This is a genomic window from Lacticaseibacillus zeae subsp. silagei, from assembly GCF_030770335.1.
Lineage (GTDB): Bacteria > Bacillota > Bacilli > Lactobacillales > Lactobacillaceae > Lacticaseibacillus > Lacticaseibacillus zeae.
Genome location: NZ_CP132484.1, coordinates 2,569,819 through 2,593,731, shown reverse-complemented (window position 1 = coordinate 2,593,731; position 23,913 = coordinate 2,569,819). Strand labels below are relative to the sequence as shown.

Genomic DNA, 23,913 nt, shown 5'->3' with positions numbered 1-23,913 from the left:
ACAAACCATCTGCAGCTAACCAAGCCAAAATAAGCAGATGAACTCGGCAATTTGCCGAACATGGCCGATTTTTAATCAAAGCATGCTAAAATGACTTTATCAAATGTATTGGAGGCCAAGTATGATTTATGGTATCGGGGTTGATGTGACAGATTTAGACCGAATTCAAGCCGCTCAGGAAAAGAACCATGGATTCGCCGCGAAGATTCTGACACCCGTAGAATTAGCAAACTATCAACAATTGGATGGCCGCCGTGCTGTTGAGTATCTTTCTGGCCGGTTTTCGGCTAAGGAATCTTATTCCAAAGCTTTTGGCACCGGATTGGGCAAAGTCGCTTTGCAGGATGTTGAAATTCTGAATAACGAACTTGGCAAGCCGATTCTGACGAAACACCCATTTGCCGGCAATGCATTTGTTTCCATTTCCCATAGTGAAACTTTGGTGTTCACCGAGGTAATTTTAGAAAAAGAAGGTCCTGAACGTGACGATCGGTAACTTCCGACCAGCAACAGTTTTGATTGATGAAACAGCTATTTTGCATAATGTCCAGCATGAGGTGGCGCGGTTAAAAAAGAAGACCCAACTTTTTGCCGTCGTCAAAGCGGATGCCTATGGCCACGGCATGTTGCGCGTGGCACGGGTTGCGAAGGCCGCTGGCGCAAGCGGCTTTTGTGTGGCGTTACTTGACGAAGCGTTAGATTTACGGGATGCGAATTTTGTTGAGCCGATTCTGGTTTTAGGCATTGTGCCAAGCCAGTATGCTGCGATTGCTGCGGCACAAACGATTTCGTTACCGATTAGCAGTGTCGAATGGCTCGAGCAGGCGTTACCGGTGTTGGAAGCCCAACCGGAGTTGCCGCGTCTACGCATTCATCTTGCGTTGGATACCGGCATGGGGCGGATTGGTTTCACGGAGGATCAGGCACTTTTGGATGCTCTTAAATTCATTCAGGCGCATCCGAAGCAACTTATGGTTGAGGGCATTTTCACCCATTTTGCCACAGCGGATGATCCAGACGATGCTTATTTCAAACAGCAAGTGGCCAAGTTTAATCACATGGTGGACTTATTGCCAACCCGGCCCCGGTACGTGCACGTCTCGAACTCGGCGACCAGTCTGTGGCATGCAGCATGTAATGGCAACATGATTCGCTATGGTGTGGCGATTTATGGCCTGAATCCATCTGGTGATGCGATTCCGACAACACCTTTCCCGCTGGAACCTGCCTTGTCACTGGAAAGTGAATTGACTTACTGCAAGCAGGTTCATGCCGGTGACGGTATTTCCTATGGTGTCACCTATCGCGCTAAAGGTGACGAGTTTATCGGTACCGTTCCAATTGGGTATGCTGATGGATGGCTGCGGCGGCTGCAAGGGTTCCATGTGTTGGTTGACGGCCATGCGTGCGAAATCGTCGGCCGAATCTGCATGGATCAGTTCATGATACGTCTGCCAAAAGCCTATCCGGCAGGCACTAAAGTCGTTTTAATCGGGCAAAGCGGCGATCAGGAAATCACGCTCTTAGATGTCGCCAAGTATAGCGACACGATTCATTACGAAATTGCCTGCAATTTGACGCCGCGGTTAAAACGGCAAAGCATCAATCCGATCGGCAAATAACAAGGCAGTTTTTCAGATGATTGGCTAAGTGCGGTAGCTCCTGAATCGATTTTGTGATAAAGTAGCAACATGAACTTGGGAAGTTGGAGGAAGTTGTCATGAAGAAGCAAACGTCAGTAACGGTAACGTTTGATGCTGCTATTAAGGCGCGGTTAGATGCCTATTGTGAGTTGAATGACACGGATACTCAAGATGTGATCACGACAGCAGTGGCCAAATTTTTGCAGTCACAAGCACCCGATATCAACCAGCTGATTTCCGGCTACGTTGCCATGGGACAGATCAATACAGAGATCAGTCATGCTTTCTCCGCCTGCGAAAGTGAGGCATACGCCCATATTCGATAAGCAACGGGGGGCAAAAGCATGGATGTAACCGTAAAACGCGGAGATGTATTCTTCGCCGATTTATCGCCGGTTGTCGGATCCGAACAGGGTGGCAATCGACCTGTACTTATTATTCAAAATAACGTTGGTAACCACTACAGCCCTACGGTTATTGTGGCGGCCATTACCTCCAAGATTCAGAAACCCAAGATGCCCACTCATGTTGGCTTACGGGCAAAACAAGATGGGGTTGAACGTAACTCGGTGATTTTGCTAGAACAGATTCGCACCATCGATAAGCAGCGATTACAGGCGCGCGTGACGGCTTTATCAAGCGCAAAAATGGCGGCCGTTGATCGTGCGTTAGCAATTTCAGTAGGGCTGGTTAGTTTGCCCAAGCCAAAAACATACAATAAAAATTAACGCAATATTTTGGCAAAAAACCGCACCCATCTCAGTGATAATTTGACTGAGATAGATGCGGTTTTTGGTTTATTCGATAACAACTGGCGTACCAGTTGGAACAGTTTCAAAAATCCATTTGGCATCCGGAATACTGAGGCGTACACAGCCATGTGAACCGGGTTTCTGGCCCAACTTGGCCGCTTCAGCTTCAATATATTGACCGTTGATGTCAGTCGGCACGGTGTGGAACAAATAGGTGCCGTGTAAGTAAAAGCTCGTGTAATAATGCGCGCCCATTTGCTCTTCAGGATTGAAAAAGTCATAGCCGCGTTCAGACTGAATCTTAAAGTGCCCATGCGGTGTCGAGTCGTCGATACCGGTTGAAGCATACATGGTGTAAAGGGTTTTAGCACCATCTTTAACAAATACCCGTTGCTTGTTCAAACTGACAACCAAGGAAAGATTAGGGTGTTGCGTCAAGTCGGGATAAGGCTGATCTTCAGACGGAGCTTGCCAGTCGATTTTCTTTGTAACGTTAAGCGCGACTTTGCTAGTAGGCTGATGTGAAGACTGGTTAACCTTCGCGAGTGTTGTTCCGGTGCGAAAAATGGTAGCAGCAGGAACCGGTTTTTCTACATGTTGGCCGGTGATGATGGTGACCAAACACACTGGCACCAAGACGGCGAAGAAAAACAGCTGCTTGCGAAATTTTGATTTGAAATGATGGCTACGAAGGAAACGAACAGTGAAGACGATTCGATCCCAAAAATGCGTCAGAGTTTTCATGCGAGGTTTTCCTCCCCCGTGTCACGATCATTAGACCTGGATACTTATGCCAACGTATTATAAAGGATCTGCACTGCTTAAACCAGTAAACCGAATTGGCGCCAATGCTAATAGGCGATCTAAGCAGCGAGAAATGCGCGCCATACGCGTTCACCGGCACAGAAGCTTGCGTGTGTAAGGACCTTGAAGCCTAGATGGCCAAAGCCCAGCCATTTAAGCTTCAAGGCCACTTACGTTCCAGCTTCTGACCGCGCCGGTTCACGCTCACCATATAAAAAAGCTCGGCAGTGGTCAAAACGTTGCCGGGCTTTTTAAAATCAGATTACAGTTCTTCATCTACCCGAATCGGCTGTCCGGATTGCAGATCGTCGATTTCAACCACGCGGAAACTCTTTTTCTCCAGGCGTGAGACAATTTCATTTAACGTGTTTTCATCGGTCCCTGCAGGTAATGTGAACAAGGTACGGCGGACGAATTCGTCGCGTTTGGCATCCAAGGTGATACAACCGGAAATGGACACATACTTAGCCAAAATCTTGCTCATTTTTGCCAGGTCGCCGCGTTCGCCGGTGGACATCACGGTCAGAACATAGGAGCCAACGTCAACGTTCCAAGCTTCAGACAGCATCCCAAGCAATTTGGCATGTGTGAGAATCCCGTAAAAGTTGGCATTTTCGTCCAAGACCGCGATGTAAGGCAGATCCTTGATGTTGAAGAAGACTTTGAAGAATGGGGCGTTCACCGGAATCGTCTTGGTTGCATTCTTCAGCAGATAAGTAACCGGCAGACTCATATCGCCGCCTTGGGACTTATGGCGATAGATATGCATCTTGTAAATATTGCCGCGGAAGATCGTGCCGCTTTCATCCAAGATCGGCACACAACGAAAGCCGGAGTCTTCAAGGATCTTCAATGCTTCTTCAAGGGTGACTGTTTCCTTGACAGTGGTCAGGAATTCCTTTTTTAATACTAACGACTTAATTAACATTCGTTTTCCTCCATCAAAGGTGCACACTTTATTAAAATGTTCTAATCTTGTCCTATGATACCATAGTTTTTTGACGGTGTAACGGTCTTTCCGAGTAAAAAGTCACCGCCGGATGCTGCTTCACAATTGGGTACAAAAAATCGGCTCAGCAGACGGGTGCGTCGCATGAGCCGATGTTAATTGTTGCTGACTAAGATGATACAGAGTAGAAATCTTAATAAACGATAACCGGCGTTCCTTCATCAACTGCGGCGTATAACTTCGCCATGAAATCAGGCGGGTTGTTGACACAGCCGTGAGAGCCGTGTTCCTTGTACCAGTCGCCACCGTATTTAGGTTGCCACGGGCTGTCGTGAAGACCGACACCCGTGTAATCGATTGGCATCCAGTAAGAAACCGGGCTGGCATAGGAGCTGCCGTCATCATTTTTACCGCGCAACGTTGCATTACGTTGCTTCGACCAAACATAGAAGACACCGGATGGGGTTTCCTGGCTCGGCTTACCGGTTACGATATCGGAATCCATGACGACCTTGCCATCTTTAATGAACCATTCGTGTTGTTTCTCTTTTGAAACTTCAACGTAGGTATTGCCGATGTCACCGTCAGTCGCATAACCAGAACCGCTGTGGATGATTTCTTTGTTAAGATCTTGCCCGGCTTTTACGCTGGCAAGAATCATCGCTGCAGTGGCGCTGACATTAATGCTCCAGCCATACGTGCCAGCGGGAACCGAAACTGTCCCTTGCTGTTGCGAGTTAAACTGACGGGTCTTATTAATGGTGCTGTACTGCTGTGATAGCGTCGAGACATAATTGGTAATGGCCTGACTGGAGACTGTTGCCTTGCCGTTGTCGTTGGTAACCCAGCTCATCACGGTTGCTTGAGGAACTGTGACGGTCTTGGACTGAATCTGCAAGGATACTTTGGTTCCGGCAAGCTTATTCATATCCCGTTCTGTCGTTTGCAGACTACTGTCAGACGCCTTAACGGTCGGCTTTTTGTACGTATCCGTTAAATTAACGGTTTGCCGATGATTATCCAAGGCGGTCGTTACCGTCTTGGCGAGCTTATCGGCGTCAATCTGATTACCGTTGACTTCTTTTTGAATCTTGAACTGGGTGCCATCTGCAACGAGTTTGGCATTGACCGGTTCCTGGCGTCCTTGGTTCAGTTTATTGGCAGTGGTGTCCGCAAACTGTTTTAGGGCAACACTGTTAATCGAAGGATCCTCATCAGCATGGGCTTTTTGACCCGCAAAAATCGAAGTGGTCCACAACCACGGATTTTGCTTATTCAGTGCCTGATTGAGACCCTTTTTGAAATCCTGGCTTAGCCCCAAGGCGCGGCCTTTGACCTTCATGACTTTTTTATTGCCTTCAACAAACGTATATTGGCGCTCATTGAACTGTTGTACCAGCTTCTTATTGGCCGCATTAACCGATTGACCTGACACATCAATTCCCAGAATTTCCGTGTTAGGTAAAAAATGATCGCGATAGTGCATGCTCCGGACGATATAAAAACCGCCTAGAAGAACGACTAGCGCGCCGACAACGAGGAGCCACCGTTTATTCTTATTCACTGATCGCTGCCTCCTGCTCCTTGTGTGTTCCTGTTTCGTAGCAAGCACTTCCTCAAAAAATGACATTGTTTCTGCTTATTATAAGGTAACAAGCCAAGAATTAAAAGCGGCACGCCTCGTTCAGCTACAGGCATTGTGGGGGCACCGCCCTTTAATGAAGCGGCATCTGGGAACTTAAAAAAAACATTATACTTTTACGTTGCTGCCAAGTGAAAGGAATCCCCAAAAGTTCTTAATTGTTTTTCGAGATTAAAAAAGAACAACCGGGCAGTTGCCCGGCTGTTCTAGACTCAGTCATGATGATGATTACTGACGGGTTTCGATGTCGTTCTTCGCGAAGGCATCAGTCAGAACCTTCTTCAATTGTGAAGCAGATTTCTGCATGGATTCCTCTTCGTGGTCGGTCAATGGGATTTCCAGAATGTTCTGGATACCATTGCGGTTGATCACAGCTGGGGTACCGATGTAGATGTCGTTCAAGCCATATTGACCATCCATGTAAACGGACAGTGGCAGAACAGCATTTTCATCGTTCAGGATAGCCTTGGAGATACGTGCCAAAGCAGTTGCGATACCATAGAAGGTTGCGCCCTTGAGTTTGATGATTTCGTAAGCAGCGTCACGAACGTCTTCAAACATCTTAACAAGCTTGTCTTCCTTGATTTCCGGATGTGCTTTAACCCATTCAGCAATGGTAACGCCACCGATGTTAGCGTGTGACCATACAGGGAATTCAGTGTCACCATGTTCACCCATGATGTAAGCGTGGACCGAACGTGCATCAACGTTAACCATTTCAGCAATGGACTGACGGAAACGTGCGGTATCCAATGAAGTACCTGAACCAACAACCCGGTTCTTCGGGAAGCCGGAAAGTTTCCAAGTTGCATAGGTCAAGATATCAACTGGGTTGGCAGCAACCAAGAAGATACCGTTAAAGCCGGAATCCACAATCGGATCAACAATGGACTTCAAGATCTTCAAGTTCTTGTTAACCAGATCCAAGCGGGTTTCGCCTGGCTTCTGAGGAGCACCAGCAGTGATAACAACCAGATCAGCATCCTTGGCATCGCTGTATTCAGCAGAATAAATCTTCTTTGGGCTGGTGAATGGCAGCGCGTTGCTTAAGTCAATCGCGTCACCCTTCGTCTTGTCCTTAAAAATGTCAACGATCCCGATTTCTTGTGCAATACCTTGCAATACCATTGCATAGGCATAACTTGAACCAACGGCGCCGTCACCAACGAGAATAACTTTTTGGTGATCCTTATCCGTAATACTTGCCACGGTGATATCATCCTTTCTTATGTGCATGCAAACTGCATTTCATTGTGAGTATAACACATTATCAATTCACCGAAACAAAATTGACAGACTTTTTCATAATTTTGCCATGGTTAAAAAGTCGCGCTCAGCCTTACAATAGCAAGGATTGTGAATCCTGCGACAAGCTCGCTTTCAGGAACGAAAACGCTTGCATGATCGATTTTCACGAGGGCCAAAAGCTTAACAGTTCACAAAAGAAATGTGCACAGTTAATCAGTTCTGATGTGTTATACTGCATACTAATAGAAATTCACGTCCCAGTATGTGGATGACGGCGTATAGCGAAGTGACACCAAGCACTTAACCTTGTGATGTTGGTTAGTGTTTGGTGTCCTTTGCTTGGCTTGGTTACGCAAGAATTGGCGCGTGAAAAAAGGCGGTAGCTTGCTGGTGTTGCAAAAAAGGTGCCAGTCGCGCGTAACCGGTAGCCGTTGAGAGAAAAGCTTTAATTTAAGGAGACAAAATGAAAATGATCGTTGGTCTGGGTAATCCCGGACGAAAATATGCAGGAACCAAACACAACATGGGTTTTATGGTCGTTGACGAATTGGCTAAACGTTTGGGACTCAAACTTGATAAGCTCGAATTTGATGCTGCCACGGCGACTACGCGGATTCATGATGAAAAAGTGTTTTTGGTGAAACCCCAGACTTATATGAACGCTTCAGGGCGAGCCGTACGCGAACTGATGATGTTTTATCAAATTCGGTTAGACGAAATCCTGGTGGTTCATGATGACATGGATCTGACGCTAGGCAAATTGCGGTTGCGGCAACGTGGTTCAGCTGGTGGCCATAATGGGATCAAGGATATTATCAGCGCGACTGGCAGCGACGAATTTTACCGGTTGAAAATCGGCATTCAACACCCTCAACGTCAGCGGGTTGTTGACTGGGTGCTCACGCCCTTTTCCCACGCCGATCAGCAAACGATCGATGAGGCCATTACCAGAGCAGATGATGCGTTGGAAGACTGGCTAAATGGCATGCCGTTTCCGCAACTGATGAATAAGTTTAATTAAAAGTCGGTGGCTTGATCGTGATCGCACGCGGCTGATTAGGTAAACTTAGTAGAAGAAAGAAGTAGGTGAAGCGATGAATTTGATCGACATGGTGCAGGCAGATCCAGAACTGTCGGCATTATGGCCTAAACTCAAAACCGGCCGTCATTTGGTGACAGGGCTTTCGGGTTCCGCCAAGACGGTCTTTTTTGGCGCGCTCTTGCAACAACGTCAACAACAGCTTCTGATTGTCGAGAATAATCGTTTTCACGCTGACGAATTAGCGGCAGACTTGAGCAGTTTGTTAGGCGATGCGCTGGTTTATGATTTTCCGGTTGAAGACGTGCTGGCTGCCGAAGTTGCAGTGAGCTCACCGGAGACCCGCAATGATCGGATTAATGCACTAACTTTCTTGCAAAGCGGTAAGCCTGGCATTATTGTGACCAGCCTGGCTGGGTACAAGCGTATTTTGCCGGCGCCAGCGGTTTGGGCGGCTAGTGAGCTGGTCATCGATATGGATTCAGAGCTTGAGCCACAAAATGTTGCCAAGCAACTGATTGCGATGGGGTATCGCCGCGATTCACTGGTTAGCGCGCCGGGGCAATTTGCCATTCGCGGTGGTATTATTGATACCTATCCACTCAATCAGGATGATCCGATTCGCATTGAATTATTTGATACGGCCATCGATTCGATTCGTACGTTTGACATTGCCACGCAACGTAGTTTGAAAAAGCTAACGCGCATCGTGATTTCACCGGCGACCGATATGATCGCATCAGATCAGGTACTGAGTGCGACTGGTGAGCGTCTTGTCAAGCAGGCAACGGCTTACAAGGCCAAGGTTAAAGATGCTGATACCAAGCAAGCGATTACCGACGGACTGTTAACCACTGGCCAGCAGTTGCAGGCACTGGAGCGGCCGGAGAATCTGGCTCTGTATGCACCGGAACTTTATCCGGAACATCAGCGCATCACTGACTACCTCACATCGGATGCACTCGTTGCTTTTGACGATTACAGCAGGTTACTGGATAGCGATACCCATTTAGTTCAGGAAACTGCAGAGTGGTACGCGCAATTGCAAACAGAAGGCCGACTGCTGCCCAAGACACCGAATCCTAAAATTCAAGAACTCAACCAGCACGAACCGCATCCGCGACTGTATTTGAGTCTTTTTCAAAAGGGAATGGGACAATTGCGGCTGGATAGCCTGACTAATGTTCCGAGTCGCAATGTCCAACAGTTCTTTAGTCAGATGCCATTGCTTAAAACAGAAACCGATCGCTGGGTGAAGCAAAAACAAACCGTGGTTTTCCTGATCGCAGACAAGAATCGGCTAGATAAGCTGAGCGGGACGTTGAAAGATTTTGAAATTAGCAATGTTCTGACCGAACCCAACCATTTGCTTCCGGGTCAAGTTCAATTGACGGAAGGCAGTTTGAAGAATGGCTTCGAGCTGCCGGACATGAAACTGGTCGTCGTCACTGAGCACGAGTTATTCAATGCACGGCAGCGACGGCGGGCACGGCACCAGACATTGGCCAATACGGAGCGGTTACGCAGCTACAATGAGCTGAAGCCTGGCGATTATGTGGTGCACGTTAATCATGGGATTGGGCAGTATACCGGGATGGAAACGATGGAAGTCGACGGGGTTCACCGCGACTACATCACCATCGTTTATCGGAATAACGACAAGCTCTTTATTCCGGTTGATCAGCTGAATCTGGTGCAAAAATATGTCTCCGCTGACGGCAAGGCGCCAAGCGTCAATAAGTTAGGCGGCACCGAATGGCAGAAGACCAAACGCAAAGTGGCGGCTCGCATTGAAGACATTGCGGATGAGTTGATTGATTTATACGCCAAGCGTGAAGCGGAAAAAGGCTATGCATTTGGGCCGGATGATGATTTGCAGCAGAAATTTGAAGACGAGTTTCCTTATCCGGAGACCCCGGATCAGTTGCGATCGGCCAAAGAAATCAAACGCGACATGGAAAAACCGAAGCCAATGGATCGCTTACTCGTGGGTGATGTCGGCTTTGGTAAAACCGAAGTTGCGTTGCGGGCGGCATTTAAAGCGATTGATTATGGCAAACAGGTAGCCATTTTGGTGCCCACGACGATTTTAGCGCAGCAACATTTTGACACCATGAAAGAGCGCTTTGCCGATTTTCCGATTAAAGTCGGGCTACTGTCCCGTTTCCAGACGCCGCATCAAAATAAAGAGACCATCAAAGGCCTGAAAAATGGCACGATTGACATTGTCGTCGGCACGCACCGGCTGTTGTCAAAAGATGTGGCTTTTCGTGATCTTGGTTTGCTGGTCATCGATGAAGAGCAGCGTTTTGGTGTTAAGCATAAGGAGCGTATCAAGCAGCTGAAAAGCAATGTGGACGTCTTAACGTTAACGGCGACTCCCATTCCGCGTACCTTGAATATGTCGATGCTGGGCGTGCGCGATCTGAGTGTCATCGAGACACCGCCGACCAATCGTTACCCGATTCAGACGTTTGTCATGGAGCAAAATCCCGGGGTGATTCGTGAGGCAATTGAACGCGAAATGGAGCGCGGCGGCCAGGTCTTTTACCTGCATAATCGGGTGGAAGATATGGAGCGCACCGTGAGTCAGTTGGAAGAGCTGGTGCCAGATGCCAGTATCGGCTACGCGCATGGGCAGATGACCGAAACGCAGCTGGAAAACGTCATTTATGATTTTCTGCACGGTGCCTATGATGTGCTGGTCACAACGACGATCATCGAAACCGGCGTTGATATGCCAAATGCAAATACGTTAATTATCGAAAATGCCGATCATTACGGCCTATCTCAGTTGTATCAACTGCGGGGACGGATCGGCCGATCGAGTCGGGTAGCGTATGCCTACTTCATGTATCAGCCGATGAAGGTGCTTAATGAGGAGGCGGAAAAACGACTGCAGGCGATTAAAGATTTTACGGAATTAGGCAGTGGCTTCAAAATTGCGATGCGTGACCTGTCGATTCGCGGTGCCGGTAATCTGTTGGGCAAGCAGCAACATGGCTTCATCGATTCGGTTGGCTATGATCTGTACACCCAGATGCTTCAAGAAGCGGTGAATAAACGGCGCGGGATTAAAACGGCACAGAAAACCGATGCTGAAATCGATCTGGGCTTGGAAGCTTATTTGCCGACCGACTATGTAGCTGATTCGCGGCAAAAAATCGAATTGTACAAGCGCATTCGTGAAGCGGATAGTGATGAAGCTGAAACGGAAATCAGCGAAGACTTGATTGATCGCTTCGGTGATTATCCGCAACCGGTGACTAACTTGCTTGCGATCGCGCACCTCAAACGGTTTGCCGACTTGGCTTGGGTCAATAGCGTACAAAAGACGGATCAAAAAATCGCAGTTGTGTTATCGCCGCAAGCCACCACTAAAGCGCAAGGCGAGCCGATTTTTAAGGCGTTGGCTGCAACGACGCTTAAAGCTCAGGTTGCGATTGCTGATGGTAAGCTGACCGTGACGTTGACAGTTCCTAAAACCATGCAGGCCGAGACCTGGTTGGCGCAACTGACAGCCTTTATGCAGGGATTGGTCAACGTTGTCAATCCCCAGCCGGAGAAAAAGCCGGCAGCTTAATGCCTCATGATTGGCCAGCCGGGTTTCGCGAATCGAGCGGTCAGCTGTGACCATGTTAACAGGAGACCACCATGCATAATCAACAAATGAAGTATTTAATGCGCGGTGCGTGGATCTTGAGCCTCAGCTCACTGATTGCCAAGATCCTCAGCGCAGTTTACCGGGTGCCATTTCAGAATATGGTTGGCGACACGGGGTTTTATGCTTATCAGCAAATCTACCCTATCTACGGGTTAGGGATGACGTTTGCGTTGTCCGGATTTCCGGTTTATATTTCCAAACTTGTTGCGGAAGCTGACGGTGACGAAGCCAAATTAACGGTGGCTCATCAAAGCAATGTGATTTTGAACTGGGTTTCATGGGCGTTGTTTTTGGGGCTTGAGTTTTTTGGTGAAGAAATTGCCCGCGCGATGGCTGATCCGGAACTATTACCGTTAATCCAAATCGTGGCGTTTATGTTCCTGACGATGCCGGTTTTGGCGACGGGACGCGGTTATTTTCAAGGGACGTTCGATATGGTGAAAACAGCCACGAGTCAGGTTGTTGAGCAGATTGTTCGGGTTGGCGTGATCTTATTGGCCGCGTGGTGGTTCGTCCAATATCATTGGAGCGTCTACCAGATGGGTGCCATTGCCATGAGCGGTGCCTTTTTTGGCGGCTTGGCAGCAGTGCTGACATTGTGGCGGCCGTATCACCGGATTTTTGGACACCGTCGCTTTCGTTTTCCTGGCGTGCAGGCATATGCCCACCTGATTAGTCGCTTCGTCAGGGAAGGCGGCGCGATTACACTGTATGCCGCACTGTTGATTTTGCTACAATTGGTTGACAGTTTCACAGTAACAAAGGGTTTGACCAGTTCCGGTATCGCTATGGCAACGGCCAAAAGTTTAAAAGGGGTCTACGATCGTGGCCAGCCTCTTGTTCAGTTAGGGCTTGTGGTGGCGTCCTCGTTATCCACGACGTTACTCCCTAGTTTGACGCAAGCACGCCAGCTACAGCAACGCCGCCAGTTTATTCAACGGGGTGCAGAATTGGTGCATTTTAATTTGGCCTTTGCCCTTGCAGCGACTTCCGGACTGGCGGTTTTGATGCCGGCAATTGATTTACTGCTGTTTGGCGATACTGCCGGCGCGTTTGTTTTACAACTGTATGCCATTGCGATCGCTGTTGTTGCCATGATCAATGCCTATAATGCCATCTTGCAGAGCCTAGATCGGTACAAGGGTATTAGCGTGGCGCTGCTGATCGGTATTTTGATCAAGGCCGGAATTAACCAGCCGCTGGTTGCTCGGTTTGGGACGGCCGGCGCCAGTGGTGCGACAATTCTTGCATTAGGTGTGATCCTTTGCTTGATTTATTATGCCGTTCCTGAGACGATCAAAGGCAGAAGCGCTCTGCGGCTGTTTGTGCCTAAATTGCTTGTGGTGACGGGGCTCATGGTGTTGACGGTTTACCTGGCAGTGGGGTGGATTCCGTTGAGTTCCCGGCTAGTTGCGCTTGGCGTCACCTTATTGGGCGTGATTCTTGGCGTCATCGTCTTCTTGCTGATAGGCACCTGGTTCAAACTCTTAACATTACGCGAAGTGCTTGACCTGCCTGGCGGTAAAAAGTATTTAAAATTTGTACGAAAAATAAAAGCGAGGTAACGATATGCGGTTAGACAAGTTTCTCAAAGTTTCCCGAATCATCAAACGACGCACTGTGGCAAAAGAGATTGCCGACAAAGGACGCATCACGATTAATGGTAAAGTTGCCAAATCCAGTACCGACGTCAGTGTAGGCGACACGCTGGTCATTAACTTTGGCAACAAAACACTGACGGTGCGCGCCGATGATTTGGTCGAAACAACCAAGAAAAACGATGCGGCAGACATGTACACGGTGCTGAAAGAAAATTATAAAGAAACATTTTAATGCGGATTTGTTGGTCTGTAGCCCCTTTGATTTGTTATACTTGATTTACTGAAGTCGTAACACGTAGCTGGTGAAAACGAGGGTGCGATCAGATGGCGAAGAATAATATCAGTCAATTAAATAATGCGTATACGCGTGAGCACACAGCAAAAAAGCAGCGTGCGCCCAAATCCCGGGCACACGCGGTACATATGAAACGCATTCGGAATTTGCTGATTCTGATGGTGGCAATTCTAGGGCTGGGCGGGTTTAGTTTGGTTCGCACCCAAATGACATTAGGTGAGACCAATCATGCGGTGACAAAGGCCAAAGCCAATTTGAACAAGCTGAAAGCCAACAAAGCGGCACTTAAAGTCCAGGTTGATCAGCTTCACAATGATGACTACACGGCCAAATTGATTCGGGAGAAATATCTGTATTCAAAACCCGGTGAGGTGATTTTTAACTTGCCGGATAAAGCCAATAAGATTCCGAATCTGAACGTCAGTCAATGAGCTTTTTGACCCTGATTGGCGCAGCTTTTGTGTCGACGAATGGATGTTGGCAGGTTTCGGTAGTTTGTTGGTTTGTGATTGAGTGGTATGCTTGATGGGTGCGCGAGTGGCATACAGTTTTGATTGTGACGGGTTCACGCGCTGCTTGCGTGTCTTGTTACCCATGCTATACTTATAGACACATTTAATTAGGAGGACTTCTTTTTTTATGGCAGTTGAAGTTGGTACGAAAGTGACTGGTAAGGTCACCGGGATCACGAAATTCGGTGCATTCGTTGAGTTGGGCGATGGCAAAACCGGATTGGTGCATATCAGCGAGGTCTCTGATGCTTATGTCAAAGATATTCACGATGTGTTGCATGTTGGCGAACCGGTGACGGTTAAAGTTCTTTCGATCCAAGATGGTAAGATTGGCCTGTCTATCCGGAAAGCGGTTGATAAGCCGCAACAGCGTGAACATGAGAATAATCATCATGAGGGTCGGCACGCACCGTCAGCGCATCCGGGCAATAATCGGTTCCAGGGTGGTGCTCGCAATGGCGGCAATCATTTTGGTCATAAAGCGCAACAACCGGCCAAAGGTGATTTTGACGCGATGATGTCTGGTTATTTGAAAGAAAGCGAAGATCGGTTAAGCGTTCTTCGCCGTAATACCGAAGGCAAACGCGGCGGCCGGGGCGGTCGGCGCAGTTAGAAATCGGGTCTGGGACAAATTATGATTTGTTCTGGGCCTATTTTCTTGGATTGCCTTGATTAGCTGATTTAATCGTGAAACGAGGTTAACGTGGAGGAGACTTATGAGCCCGAAACTTTTTCAAACATTCGGTTTTGCACCGCATACCCGGGTGCTTGTGGCCGTTTCCGGTGGCGTTGACTCGATGGTGCTGTTGGATCTGGCGGTTCGGGCACCGGATCTGGATGTGGTTGCGGCCACTTTTGATCATCGCTTGCGGCCGGAAAGTCAGCAGGAACAGGCATTTGTAGCGGCGGCTGCAGCGCAGTATCATGTTCCCGTTGTCACCGGGGTGTGGCACCGCAAGCCAACGGATACCGTGAGCGAAGCGGCAGCACGACAGGCACGCTATGATTTTTTGGCGGCAAGTGCCGAGACGCAACAGGCAGCTGTGGTCATGACTGCCCATCATGTCGATGACCAACTAGAGACAGTCTTATTTCGGCTGGGACGTTCCGGTGATCCGGCCGCGTTGGTTGGTATTCGGGCGGATCAGCCATGGCACGGAAAACGGCTGGTTCGTCCCTTGTTAGGCTATAGTAAGGCTGCGATTCAGGCGTATGCACAGGCGCACGACATTGACTTTCGTGATGATGTCTCAAATAACGATACGCGTTATGCCCGCAACCAGTTGCGCCATGAAGTCATTCCCGCTTATAAAAAGCAAAATCCGCAGTTGTTGGCGCATATACAGCGATTTACGGTGGAGCAAGCAGGGATGTTGGCACTGGCAGATGCTGAAGTCAGTCGATGGCAGCAGCGGTTGCAAGTGGATCCGGTGACGATTGACTGGCAAGCAGCGACGCGTGTGCCAAAAGCGGCACAGCTTGTGCTTTTAAAAAAGATGTTGCGGCAGTGGCAACCGGAAGTTGACGAAAAAATACTGCCAGAGGTTATGCACCATTTGTTTGCTCAAAGTGAACACCACTTTGACCTTGGCGCCGGTGTCACCATTGCCGTTCAGAACGGCCGTATCAGGGAGCTGGTTTTACAACCGGCAATGACCCCGGTGACGTTTACGCACATCGGCCAAACTGTAAAAACCCTGCGAGGAACGTTTAGCTTGCAGGCAGAAGCATCGCGGGATGACGGCGTCCCGGTACGGGTACAGTTGCCGGTGACATTGCGTACCCGTCAAGCCGGTGATCAAGTTCGGCTGCCAAATGGGGTGATCCAGAAATTGCGGCGTTTTTTTATTAATGAAAAAGTGCCGGCAAGTCAACGTGATCAATTACTTTTATTGGCGCAGGACCATCAGGTTTTTTGGATTGAAGGTCAGCCTTTAGAACGATTGTCGCCCCCCGCTCAAACTGATATACTCCATGTTGTACTGGTGCACTCGCCAGATGTTGACAGAAGTGAGGATAGATGATGAACCCCGATATTTTAAAGGTGTTGTACTCTCAAGACGACATCCATGCCATCACGGCGCGGCTCGGCGCTGAACTTAAGCGCGATTACGCAGGGAAGAATCCCTTAGTGGTGTGCATCTTAAAAGGTGCCATTATGTTCATGACTGATCTTGTCCGTGAGATTGATGACTATATGGAACTTGACTTTATGGATGTGTCTAGCTATGGTGACGCGACCGAATCTAGCGGCGAAGTCAAGATTATCAAGGATCTTGACGCAAGTGTGAAGGATCGGAACGTTTTGATCGTAGAAGATATTGTCGATACCGGTCGAACCCTGAAATACTTAACCGATATCTTTAAAACCCGTCAAGCGAAGTCTGTGCGGATTTGCGCCTTGATGGACAAGCCGGAGGGACGCGTGGTCGATGTTCAGGCAGATTACGTGGGAACCACCGTGCCTAACGAGTTTGTGGTCGGTTATGGTTTGGATTACGCAGAACGTTATCGTAATTTGCCTTATATTGGGGTATTAAAACCAGAAGTCTACGCGGCAAAATCTTAATCTGTGCGCCGGGTTTGTGGTAGTATATAAGGTACTAATTGAATGTTGCCGGAGGTTCTAAATGAAGAAAAAACAAAACGGCCTGTTCAGTAGCACACTAACGTATATCATCATTTTTGTGCTGCTGGTCACCGGTTTTGCGTATTATATGCGCGATAATGGGACAACATCGTCCCAAGAAATTGAAACAAGCACCTTCATGTCCGAATTAAAGAAGGACAATGTCAAGAGTTATTCGCTCCAGCCATCTGGCGGTGTTTACAAAGTCAGCGGTGAATATAAGAAGGCCCAGAAGTCTTCCGGTGCGAATAATTCACTGAGTTTATTTGGCAATCAGACGACCAAGGTGACGAAGTTCTCTACCTATATTCCGACGAACGACGCGACTTTGAGTCAGATTCAGAAGATGACCAGTGCTAACAATGTTAAAACGGATACCCAGGAAGAATCACAGTCCGGGGTCTGGTTTAGCCTACTGATCACGGTTGTGCCGATTGTCATCATGATGATCTTCTTCTACATGATGATGAATCAGGCCGGTCAAGGCGGTGGCTCTGGTCGGGTCATGAGTTTCGGCAAGTCACGTGCTAAGCAGGCAGATAAAAATGCCAACAAAGTGCGGTTTTCCGATGTTGCCGGTGCTGAAGAAGAGAAACAGGAACTGGTTGAAGTGGTTGAGTTCCTGAAAGATCCGCGGAAGTTCTCGGCATTGGGTGCCCGCATCCCAGCCGGTGTGCTGCTTGAGGGTCCTCCTGGTACTGGTAAAACCTTGCTAGCCAAGGCGGTTGCCGGTGAAGCCGGTGTACCGTTCTTCTCGATTTCCGGTTCTGACTTCGTTGAAATGTTCGTGGGTGTCGGGGCTTCCCGTGTTCGTGATCTTTTTGACCAAGCCAAGAAAGCAGCGCCTTCGATCATCTTCATCGATGAAATTGATGCGGTTGGTCGTCAGCGTGGTGCCGGAATGGGCGGCGGCCATGACGAACGTGAGCAGACATTGAACCAGTTGCTGGTTGAAATGGACGGGTTTACCGGTAATGAAGGCGTGATTGTCATTGCCGCAACCAACCGTTCCGACGTCTTGGATCCGGCGTTGCTGCGTCCAGGCCGATTTGACCGGAAGATTCTGGTTGGCCGTCCGGATGTTAAAGGCCGTGAAGCAATTTTGAAAGTGCACGCGAAGAACAAGCCGCTTGCACCGAATGTTGACCTTAAAGAAATTGCGCGGCAGACGCCTGGTTTTGTCGGCGCTGATTTGGAAAACCTGCTGAATGAAGCGGCCTTGGTTGCTGCAAGACGAAGCAAGAAAGCCATTGATGCTGCCGATGTGGATGAAGCGGAAGATCGGGTCATTGCCGGCCCAGCGAAGAAAGACCGGGTCATCAGTCCAAAAGAACGCAACATGGTGGCCTTCCACGAAGCCGGACACGCGATTGTCGGTCTGGTCTTAAGCGACTCGCGAACTGTGCGTAAGGTCACGATTATTCCGCGTGGCCGTGCTGGCGGATATGCGATTATGCTGCCAAAAGATGATCAATTCTTGCTGACCAAGAAAGAATTGACCGAACAGATTGTCGGCTTGCTTGGTGGCCGGACCGCCGAAGAAATTATCTTCGGGGTTGAATCCACCGGGGCGTCCAATGACTTCGAACAGGCAACCCAAATTGCCCGGAGCATGGTCACTCAGTACGGGATGTCCGATCGCCTGGGAACGGTTCAACTCGAAACCGAGGGCCAGCCATTCCTTGGTGCTCAGTATGGTCAGACACCACCGTATTCTGAAACCACCGCGACGGCGATTGATGATGAAGTGCGGCGGATCATTGACGAAGCTCATAAGCAGGCTTACGAGATTATTCAGGCCCACCGTCAGCAGCATAAGCTGATTGCTGAAGCTTTACTCAAGTACGAAACCTTAAACGAAAAGGAAATCCTCAGCTTGTTCAACGATGGCAAGATGCCAGAACGCGATCAAGTCGAATTCCCAAGCGAAAAGGCCGCTACTTTCGAAGAATCCAAAGCAGCGCTTGAGCACAAAGATAAAGAAAAGCAAGCGGATGAAGAAGCCAATGCTAAGTCCGAATCTGATTCCCAGGCCAGCCAAGATCAGGCCAGCCAGGATGATGATACAGGCGGTGTCGAAAAGCCAGACGATACGTCGGCTGACAGCGGTTCTTCAGACAACAATGAACATCAGGATCCGCAAGCGTAACAAAAAACACTGCCAATTTGGCGGTGTTTTTTTGTTACGCACCATTAGGACAAATTCCGGTAGTCAGCTATGCTTTGATTCACTTTGGCGCTGAGGTGTTTGGTTAGCTGATGAATCGTTACCTAGTGGTTGGTACGGATGTTCCTTAAGTAAGCGTGTGTAAAAGCCAATATCATGCATCGTCTCGTGCAAGCGTCGAGCAAAATGCTGGCTGTTCTCGGCAGCGGAATTGATCTGCCCGTTTTCGTCAAAACAAGGATCGGCCGACCAAAGTAACGTCGGGGTAGGGAGGACGATCATTTTCAGCATTTGTAAAATCGGCACTAAACTGGCTGCTGCCAGCATCCCGCCATCAGAAAAATGCGAATACCCAATGATTTGAACAGGTTTATGCTCAACTTCCGGACCGATTAGATCCAAGGCATTTTTCAAACCGCCGGGTAGCGCGTGATCGTATTCTGGTGTTAATATCACGTAACCATCCTGGTTGGCAACCGCGGTTAACCATTTTGTCTCAGTTGCCGTTGGCGCTTGAATCGGATCTTCAAGTGGTGTTTCGGGGTGGTCATAAAGCGGTAACGGATAATCCCGGAGATCAAGCCACGTGTAATGAACCTCTGATGTGTCGGGAAATGTTTGTTTTAAATAATTGAAAATGCGGGCACCTAGCGCATTTTTTCGGGTTGTACCTAGGATAACGCCGATATGACTGATCAAAAATACCAAGTCCTTTCAAGGTTAATTAATAATTTTATTTTACGCGTTTTTCGAAATCGAGAAGGCATTCGGCGCAATTTTCGTGATGAAGATTGACATAGTGCGCATAGGCATCGCCAATGGGGAAAAACGTGTAAACCCGAAACCTACTTTGACTTAAATGGTGCCGTTGGGCTTCAATCGGGCAGGCTAATGAGTACACTGACTTTTCAATAGCGCACAATTTTGGTAGAATAGCCACGTTTAACTTTCAGAAAAGAGGATCCAACATGAGTGACTATATCGCGAGCGCATTGTCGCGTGATACCCATTTTCGAATTTTCGCTGTCGATGCGACGGAGACAGTACGCGAGGCGCAACGCCGTCATGATACTTGGAGTGCGGCGTCGGCGGCATTGGGGCGGACCTTGGTCGCAACGGCGTTATTGTCCGCTTCCGGATTAAAAAACCGTGATGACATGCTGACGGTGCGCATTAAGGGAGATGGCCCGGTTGGTTCTATCATCACCGATGGCACAGAGATCGGCACGGTTCGCGGCTATGTGCAAGAGCCCCACGTCAATTTGCCGCTCAACCTTGTCGGAAAAATCGATGTCGCCCGTGCTGTCGGTAAACATGGCATGCTTGCGGTCACCAAAGATATCGGGATTGGTGAACCATTTACCGGCCAAGTGCCGCTGGTATCAGGCGAATTAGCCGAGGACTTCACGTATTATCTGGCAAAATCCGAACAAATTCCTGCTGCAGTAGGATTATCGGTTTTCGTCAACGCCGACAACTCGGTTCAGGTCGCTGGCGGCTTCATGTTGCAGGCATTGCCAGGCGCCGATGACGCAGAACTAGCCGCACTGGAAGCCAACGTCAAAACATTGCCGCTTGTATCAGAACTCTTAAAAAGCGGCCTGACACCGGAGCAAATTATTCAACGTATCGCTGGGGATGCACCGGTGCAATTCCTGGATACCCAGTCACTGCGGTTTGCATGTAATTGTTCCAAAGCCCATTTTGGCGATATCATGGCAACCTTGCCGCATGAACAATTACAGGAAATGATTGATGAAGATGGCGGCGCGGAGACGACCTGCAAGTTTTGTGGTAATCAGTATCATTACAGCGTTGCGGATCTTAAAGCGTTAATCGCCCGACATGAATAGTTGCGATTTTTGCTTATTTTAAGTAAAGTTAGCATCGCGAAAGCAAGAAAGAGGTGGCTTGTATGTGGCATATTGCCAATGTTGAAATTCCCAATCGACTTGTTGTTGCCCCGATGGCCGGGGTTACCAATGCAGCCTTTCGGGTAACCGCCAAAGAATTCGGTGCGGGTCTGGTTGTGTGCGAAATGATCAGTGACCGTGGAATTATGTACAAAAATAAGAAAACGTTGAGTATGATGTTTGTGGATCCACGGGAACATCCAATTTCGATTCAGATTTTTGGCGGCACCAAAGAAACGTTAGTCAATGCGGCAAAATTTATCGACCAAAATACCGCGGCTGATATTATTGACATTAATATGGGTTGCCCGGTTCCAAAAGTCACTAAAACTGACGCAGGTGCCCATTGGTTACTGGATCCAGAAAAAGTTTATGAAATGGTGGCGGCAGTCACTGACGCCGTTTCCAAACCGGTCACCGTCAAAATGCGAACCGGCTGGGATGAAGACCACATTTATGCGGTTCAAAATGCGTTGGCTGCTGAGCGCGGTGGTGCAGCGGCATTGGCGATGCATGGGCGTACGCGTAAACAGCTTTATTCTGGACATGCGGATTGGAATATTTTAAAAGAAGTCAAACAACATCTGACGATTCCATTCATCGGCAATGGCGATGTGCGGACACCGCAAGACGCCAAACGTATGCTTGAAGAAGTTGGCGCCGACGCAGTGATGGTCGGCCGCGCGGCGTTAGGGAATCCGTGGGTCTTGAAACAGATGGCAGCATATCTGGATGACGGCGAGTTAATTCCGGAACCAACGCCTCGAGAGAAAATCGCGACCGCCAAGTTGCAGTTGCAACGGCTGGTTGACTTACACGGTGAACATCAGGCTGTGCGTGAATTTCGAATGCAAGCTGCCTACTACTTGAAAGGTATTCCGCGTTCGGCGAAGACCAAGGCTGCTGTTAACATGGTTGATACGCAGGCTGAAGTAAATCATATTTTTGACGATTTTGTTGAGCAGACCGAAGCGCGCGCCCGCGAGCGTCAGCGCAGTCATTAACTTACTAGAGCTTTAGACGAAAAAGACGTTCTGCGATGATTTGTTGGCCAATCAATCATTGAGAGCGTCTTTTAATGCGTAGAAGGTTGCTTTTTCGCAGTAAAATTGTCATCATCAAAGAGTGCTATAAATTGGAACGGAGGAACATGTGTTGGCTAAGGAAAACGGACAGCAACCAGAAATGAACGATCAGATGATTGCACGGCGGGAAAAGATGGAAGCCTTGCGTGAGGCAGGGATCGATCCATTCGGTCATCGGTTTGATCGAACCCACTCGGCAGCGCAAGTGCGCGAAGATTTCGGTGAAGACGACAAAGAGACATTACTTGAGGAAAAACCGAAAGTCACGATCGCCGGACGCATGATGTCCAAACGTGGCAAAGGAAAAGTCGGATTTGCAGATATCCGTGATCGTAGTGGCAAAATGCAGATCTACGTTCGTAAAGATGTTGTCGGCGATGAGAACTATATGATTTTCAAGAAGGCCGATCTTGGCGATATTCTTGGCATCAGTGGCGAAGTCATGAAAACCGACTCGGGCGAGCTGACGGTCAAAGCCAACCACGTTACCCATTTGGCTAAAGCATTACGCCCATTACCGGACAAGTGGCACGGCTTGACGGACGTTGAGCAGAAATACCGCAAACGTTATTTGGACCTTATTTCCAACCCTGACAGCTTTGACCGGTTTGTTAAGCGCACAAAGATTGTGAGTGCTGTTCGTGAATATCTAGATAACCATGGTTTCCTTGAAGTTGAGACGCCGGTGTTGCATAACCAAGCCGGTGGCGCCAATGCTCGTCCGTTCATCACGCATCATAATGCACTGGATATCGATCTTTATCTACGAATTGCCCTTGAACTGCATCTGAAACGCCTTATTGTCGGCGGTATGGAACGAGTTTACGAAATCGGCCGGGTATTCCGTAATGAAGGCATTGATACCAAACATAATCCGGAATTCACCGAGCTTGAAACCTACGCAGCCTACTGGGATCTGACCGATGTTATGACTGAAACCGAGGGCATTTTCCGTTTTGCTGCCCACAAGGTTCTTGATTCGGGCAAATTAACCTATCAAGGCATGGATATCGATTTGGATGCGCCGTTTGCCCGCATTAACATGGTCGACGCCATTAAAGACAAAACCGGCGTGGACTTTTGGCCTCAAATGAGCGTTGATGATGCGCGCAAGTTGGCAGACGAACATGATGTCCATTACGAACCTTATTGGAAGGTCGGTCACATTATCAGTGCCTTCTTTGACCAGTTCGTTGAATCAACGCTGATTCAGCCGACTTTCATTACCGGGCACCCAATCGAAGTGTCCCCTCTCGCAAAGAAAAACCCTAAGGATCCCCGTTTTGTCGAGCGATTCGAACTTTTCGTTGGCGGTGGGGAATACGCCAATGCCTTCACTGAATTAAACGATCCAATTGATCAGCGCAAGCGTTTTGAAGCCCAGGCCGCAGAAAAGAGCGCAGGCAATGAGGAAGCGCAAGGCATTGATGATGATTATGTTGAAGCATTGGAATACGGCATGCCGCCAACCGGTGGCTTAGGCATCGGAATCGATCGTCTTGTCATGCTGTTGACAGATGCGCCTTCAATTCGCGATGTCCTTTTGTTCCCGACGTTGCGCCCATAACCTAAACTTATGTGTCGCCATTTTGGCGGCACTTTTTGTTTTCCGAAAGATTGCGCCATGAGAAAGTCTATTATGGGCTTATTCACGAATGAAAATGATTAATGGAACATGTAATATCCGGAAGGCATTTTTATTTAAAAAAGTTGTTGACGATGGCGTAAACCGTTGGTATGATAATAAGCGTCGTAAATGAGCAACGCTGATGTGCTTCAAAACATCAGAAAAAGTTATTGACAGGTATTGCTTGCCTGTGATAATATATCAAAGTTGTCTTTTGACAAGGTCGTCCTTTGAAAACTGAACAAAGTTTCGTTTAAATGTGCAGGGTCCTTGATACTTCGGTATCGAGGCAAAAAGTAACATTTGCGAAGTCAATTCGCTAGAACAACAAATCGAGCTATTC

The 23,913-nt window shown here is 48.5% G+C and carries 21 protein-coding genes; 16 read left to right on the top strand and 5 right to left on the bottom strand.

Features of this window, described 5'->3' with window-relative positions; genetic code table 11:
• The first annotated feature begins 121 nt into the window (after positions 1–121).
• The 4 genes from acpS (at position 122) to LACZS1_RS12035 (ending at position 2,371) form a co-directional block, all read left to right on the top strand.
• Positions 122–496, top strand: coding sequence for a holo-ACP synthase (gene acpS / locus LACZS1_RS12050; RefSeq protein WP_039639939.1), 375 nt, complete (start codon positions 122–124; stop codon positions 494–496).
• Complete coding sequence (gene alr, locus LACZS1_RS12045) at positions 483–1,622, top strand: alanine racemase (RefSeq protein WP_070650655.1); 1,140 nt, start codon at positions 483–485, stop codon at positions 1,620–1,622. Before acpS ends, alr begins: the two co-directional genes overlap by 14 nt.
• Before the next feature lie 98 nt (positions 1,623–1,720).
• Positions 1,721–1,969 (top strand): antitoxin, encoded by a 249-nt coding sequence (locus LACZS1_RS12040; protein ID WP_010491246.1) that lies wholly within the window; start codon positions 1,721–1,723, stop codon positions 1,967–1,969.
• A gap of 18 nt (positions 1,970–1,987) precedes the next feature.
• The gene (locus LACZS1_RS12035; protein WP_005686631.1) at positions 1,988–2,371 is read left to right on the top strand and encodes a type II toxin-antitoxin system PemK/MazF family toxin; all 384 of its coding nucleotides are present in this window, start codon (positions 1,988–1,990) and stop codon (positions 2,369–2,371) included.
• Between the two features lie 69 nt (positions 2,372–2,440).
• Here the strand turns inward: LACZS1_RS12035 and LACZS1_RS12030 are convergent, their stop codons facing one another.
• The 4 genes from LACZS1_RS12030 to LACZS1_RS12015 form a co-directional block, all read right to left on the bottom strand.
• Positions 2,441–3,139, bottom strand: coding sequence for a L,D-transpeptidase (locus tag LACZS1_RS12030; RefSeq protein ID WP_070650654.1), 699 nt, complete (start codon positions 3,137–3,139; stop codon positions 2,441–2,443).
• A 322-nt stretch (positions 3,140–3,461) separates the two neighbouring features.
• On the bottom strand, positions 3,462–4,127 hold the full coding sequence (cbpA, locus tag LACZS1_RS12025) for a cyclic di-AMP binding protein CbpA (protein WP_010491258.1): 666 nt from the start codon (positions 4,125–4,127) through the stop codon (positions 3,462–3,464).
• A gap of 214 nt (positions 4,128–4,341) precedes the next feature.
• Complete coding sequence (locus LACZS1_RS12020) at positions 4,342–5,712, bottom strand: L,D-transpeptidase family protein (RefSeq protein WP_070650653.1); 1,371 nt, start codon at positions 5,710–5,712, stop codon at positions 4,342–4,344.
• Between the two features lie 306 nt (positions 5,713–6,018).
• Complete coding sequence (locus LACZS1_RS12015; RefSeq protein ID WP_003662706.1) at positions 6,019–7,026, bottom strand: L-lactate dehydrogenase; 1,008 nt, start codon at positions 7,024–7,026, stop codon at positions 6,019–6,021.
• A gap of 475 nt (positions 7,027–7,501) precedes the next feature.
• Between LACZS1_RS12015 and pth the strand changes: the two genes are divergently transcribed.
• The 9 genes from pth to ftsH all read left to right on the top strand — a co-directional run bounded on the left by pth (position 7,502) and on the right by ftsH (position 18,927).
• On the top strand, positions 7,502–8,059 hold the full coding sequence (gene pth / locus LACZS1_RS12010) for an aminoacyl-tRNA hydrolase (RefSeq protein ID WP_070650652.1): 558 nt from the start codon (positions 7,502–7,504) through the stop codon (positions 8,057–8,059).
• 73 nt (positions 8,060–8,132) lie between these two features.
• Entirely contained in the window at positions 8,133–11,660 is a 3,528-nt protein-coding gene (mfd, locus tag LACZS1_RS12005) for a transcription-repair coupling factor (RefSeq protein ID WP_070650651.1), read from the top strand.
• 71 nt (positions 11,661–11,731) lie between these two features.
• Positions 11,732–13,306 carry a putative polysaccharide biosynthesis protein gene (locus LACZS1_RS12000; protein WP_070650650.1) on the top strand — a complete coding sequence of 525 codons (1,575 nt, stop codon included), beginning with the start codon at positions 11,732–11,734 and terminating at the stop codon, positions 13,304–13,306.
• Positions 13,307–13,310: 4 nt separating this feature from the next.
• Complete coding sequence (locus LACZS1_RS11995; protein WP_070650649.1) at positions 13,311–13,574, top strand: RNA-binding S4 domain-containing protein; 264 nt, start codon at positions 13,311–13,313, stop codon at positions 13,572–13,574.
• Positions 13,575–13,666: 92 nt separating this feature from the next.
• Entirely contained in the window at positions 13,667–14,068 is a 402-nt protein-coding gene (locus tag LACZS1_RS11990) for an FtsB family cell division protein (protein WP_010491291.1), read from the top strand.
• Positions 14,069–14,276: 208 nt separating this feature from the next.
• The gene (locus LACZS1_RS11985; protein WP_010491293.1) at positions 14,277–14,762 is read left to right on the top strand and encodes a S1 domain-containing RNA-binding protein; all 486 of its coding nucleotides are present in this window, start codon (positions 14,277–14,279) and stop codon (positions 14,760–14,762) included.
• A 103-nt stretch (positions 14,763–14,865) separates the two neighbouring features.
• Positions 14,866–16,173 carry a tRNA lysidine(34) synthetase TilS gene (gene tilS / locus LACZS1_RS11980; protein WP_070650648.1) on the top strand — a complete coding sequence of 436 codons (1,308 nt, stop codon included), beginning with the start codon at positions 14,866–14,868 and terminating at the stop codon, positions 16,171–16,173.
• A complete protein-coding gene (gene hpt, locus LACZS1_RS11975; protein ID WP_047107160.1) occupies positions 16,173–16,718 on the top strand; it encodes a hypoxanthine phosphoribosyltransferase in 546 nt (181 codons plus the stop codon). Before tilS ends, hpt begins: the two co-directional genes overlap by 1 nt.
• Before the next feature lie 61 nt (positions 16,719–16,779).
• Positions 16,780–18,927: an ATP-dependent zinc metalloprotease FtsH gene (ftsH, locus tag LACZS1_RS11970; protein ID WP_093997945.1), complete on the top strand. Its 2,148-nt coding sequence runs from the start codon at positions 16,780–16,782 to the stop codon at positions 18,925–18,927.
• A gap of 63 nt (positions 18,928–18,990) precedes the next feature.
• Here the strand turns inward: ftsH and LACZS1_RS11965 are convergent, their stop codons facing one another.
• Positions 18,991–19,644 carry an NADPH-dependent FMN reductase gene (locus tag LACZS1_RS11965; RefSeq protein ID WP_070650646.1) on the bottom strand — a complete coding sequence of 218 codons (654 nt, stop codon included), beginning with the start codon at positions 19,642–19,644 and terminating at the stop codon, positions 18,991–18,993.
• A gap of 269 nt (positions 19,645–19,913) precedes the next feature.
• On the opposite strand from LACZS1_RS11965, the gene hslO reads away from it, so the two are divergent.
• The 3 genes from hslO to lysS all read left to right on the top strand — a co-directional run bounded on the left by hslO (position 19,914) and on the right by lysS (position 23,510).
• Entirely contained in the window at positions 19,914–20,798 is an 885-nt protein-coding gene (gene hslO, locus LACZS1_RS11960; RefSeq protein ID WP_047107163.1) for an Hsp33 family molecular chaperone HslO, read from the top strand.
• Positions 20,799–20,860: 62 nt separating this feature from the next.
• On the top strand, positions 20,861–21,862 hold the full coding sequence (gene dusB, locus LACZS1_RS11955) for a tRNA dihydrouridine synthase DusB (protein WP_010491304.1): 1,002 nt from the start codon (positions 20,861–20,863) through the stop codon (positions 21,860–21,862).
• A 148-nt stretch (positions 21,863–22,010) separates the two neighbouring features.
• Entirely contained in the window at positions 22,011–23,510 is a 1,500-nt protein-coding gene (lysS, locus tag LACZS1_RS11950) for a lysine--tRNA ligase (protein WP_172493483.1), read from the top strand.
• The last annotated feature ends 403 nt before the right edge of the window (positions 23,511–23,913 follow it).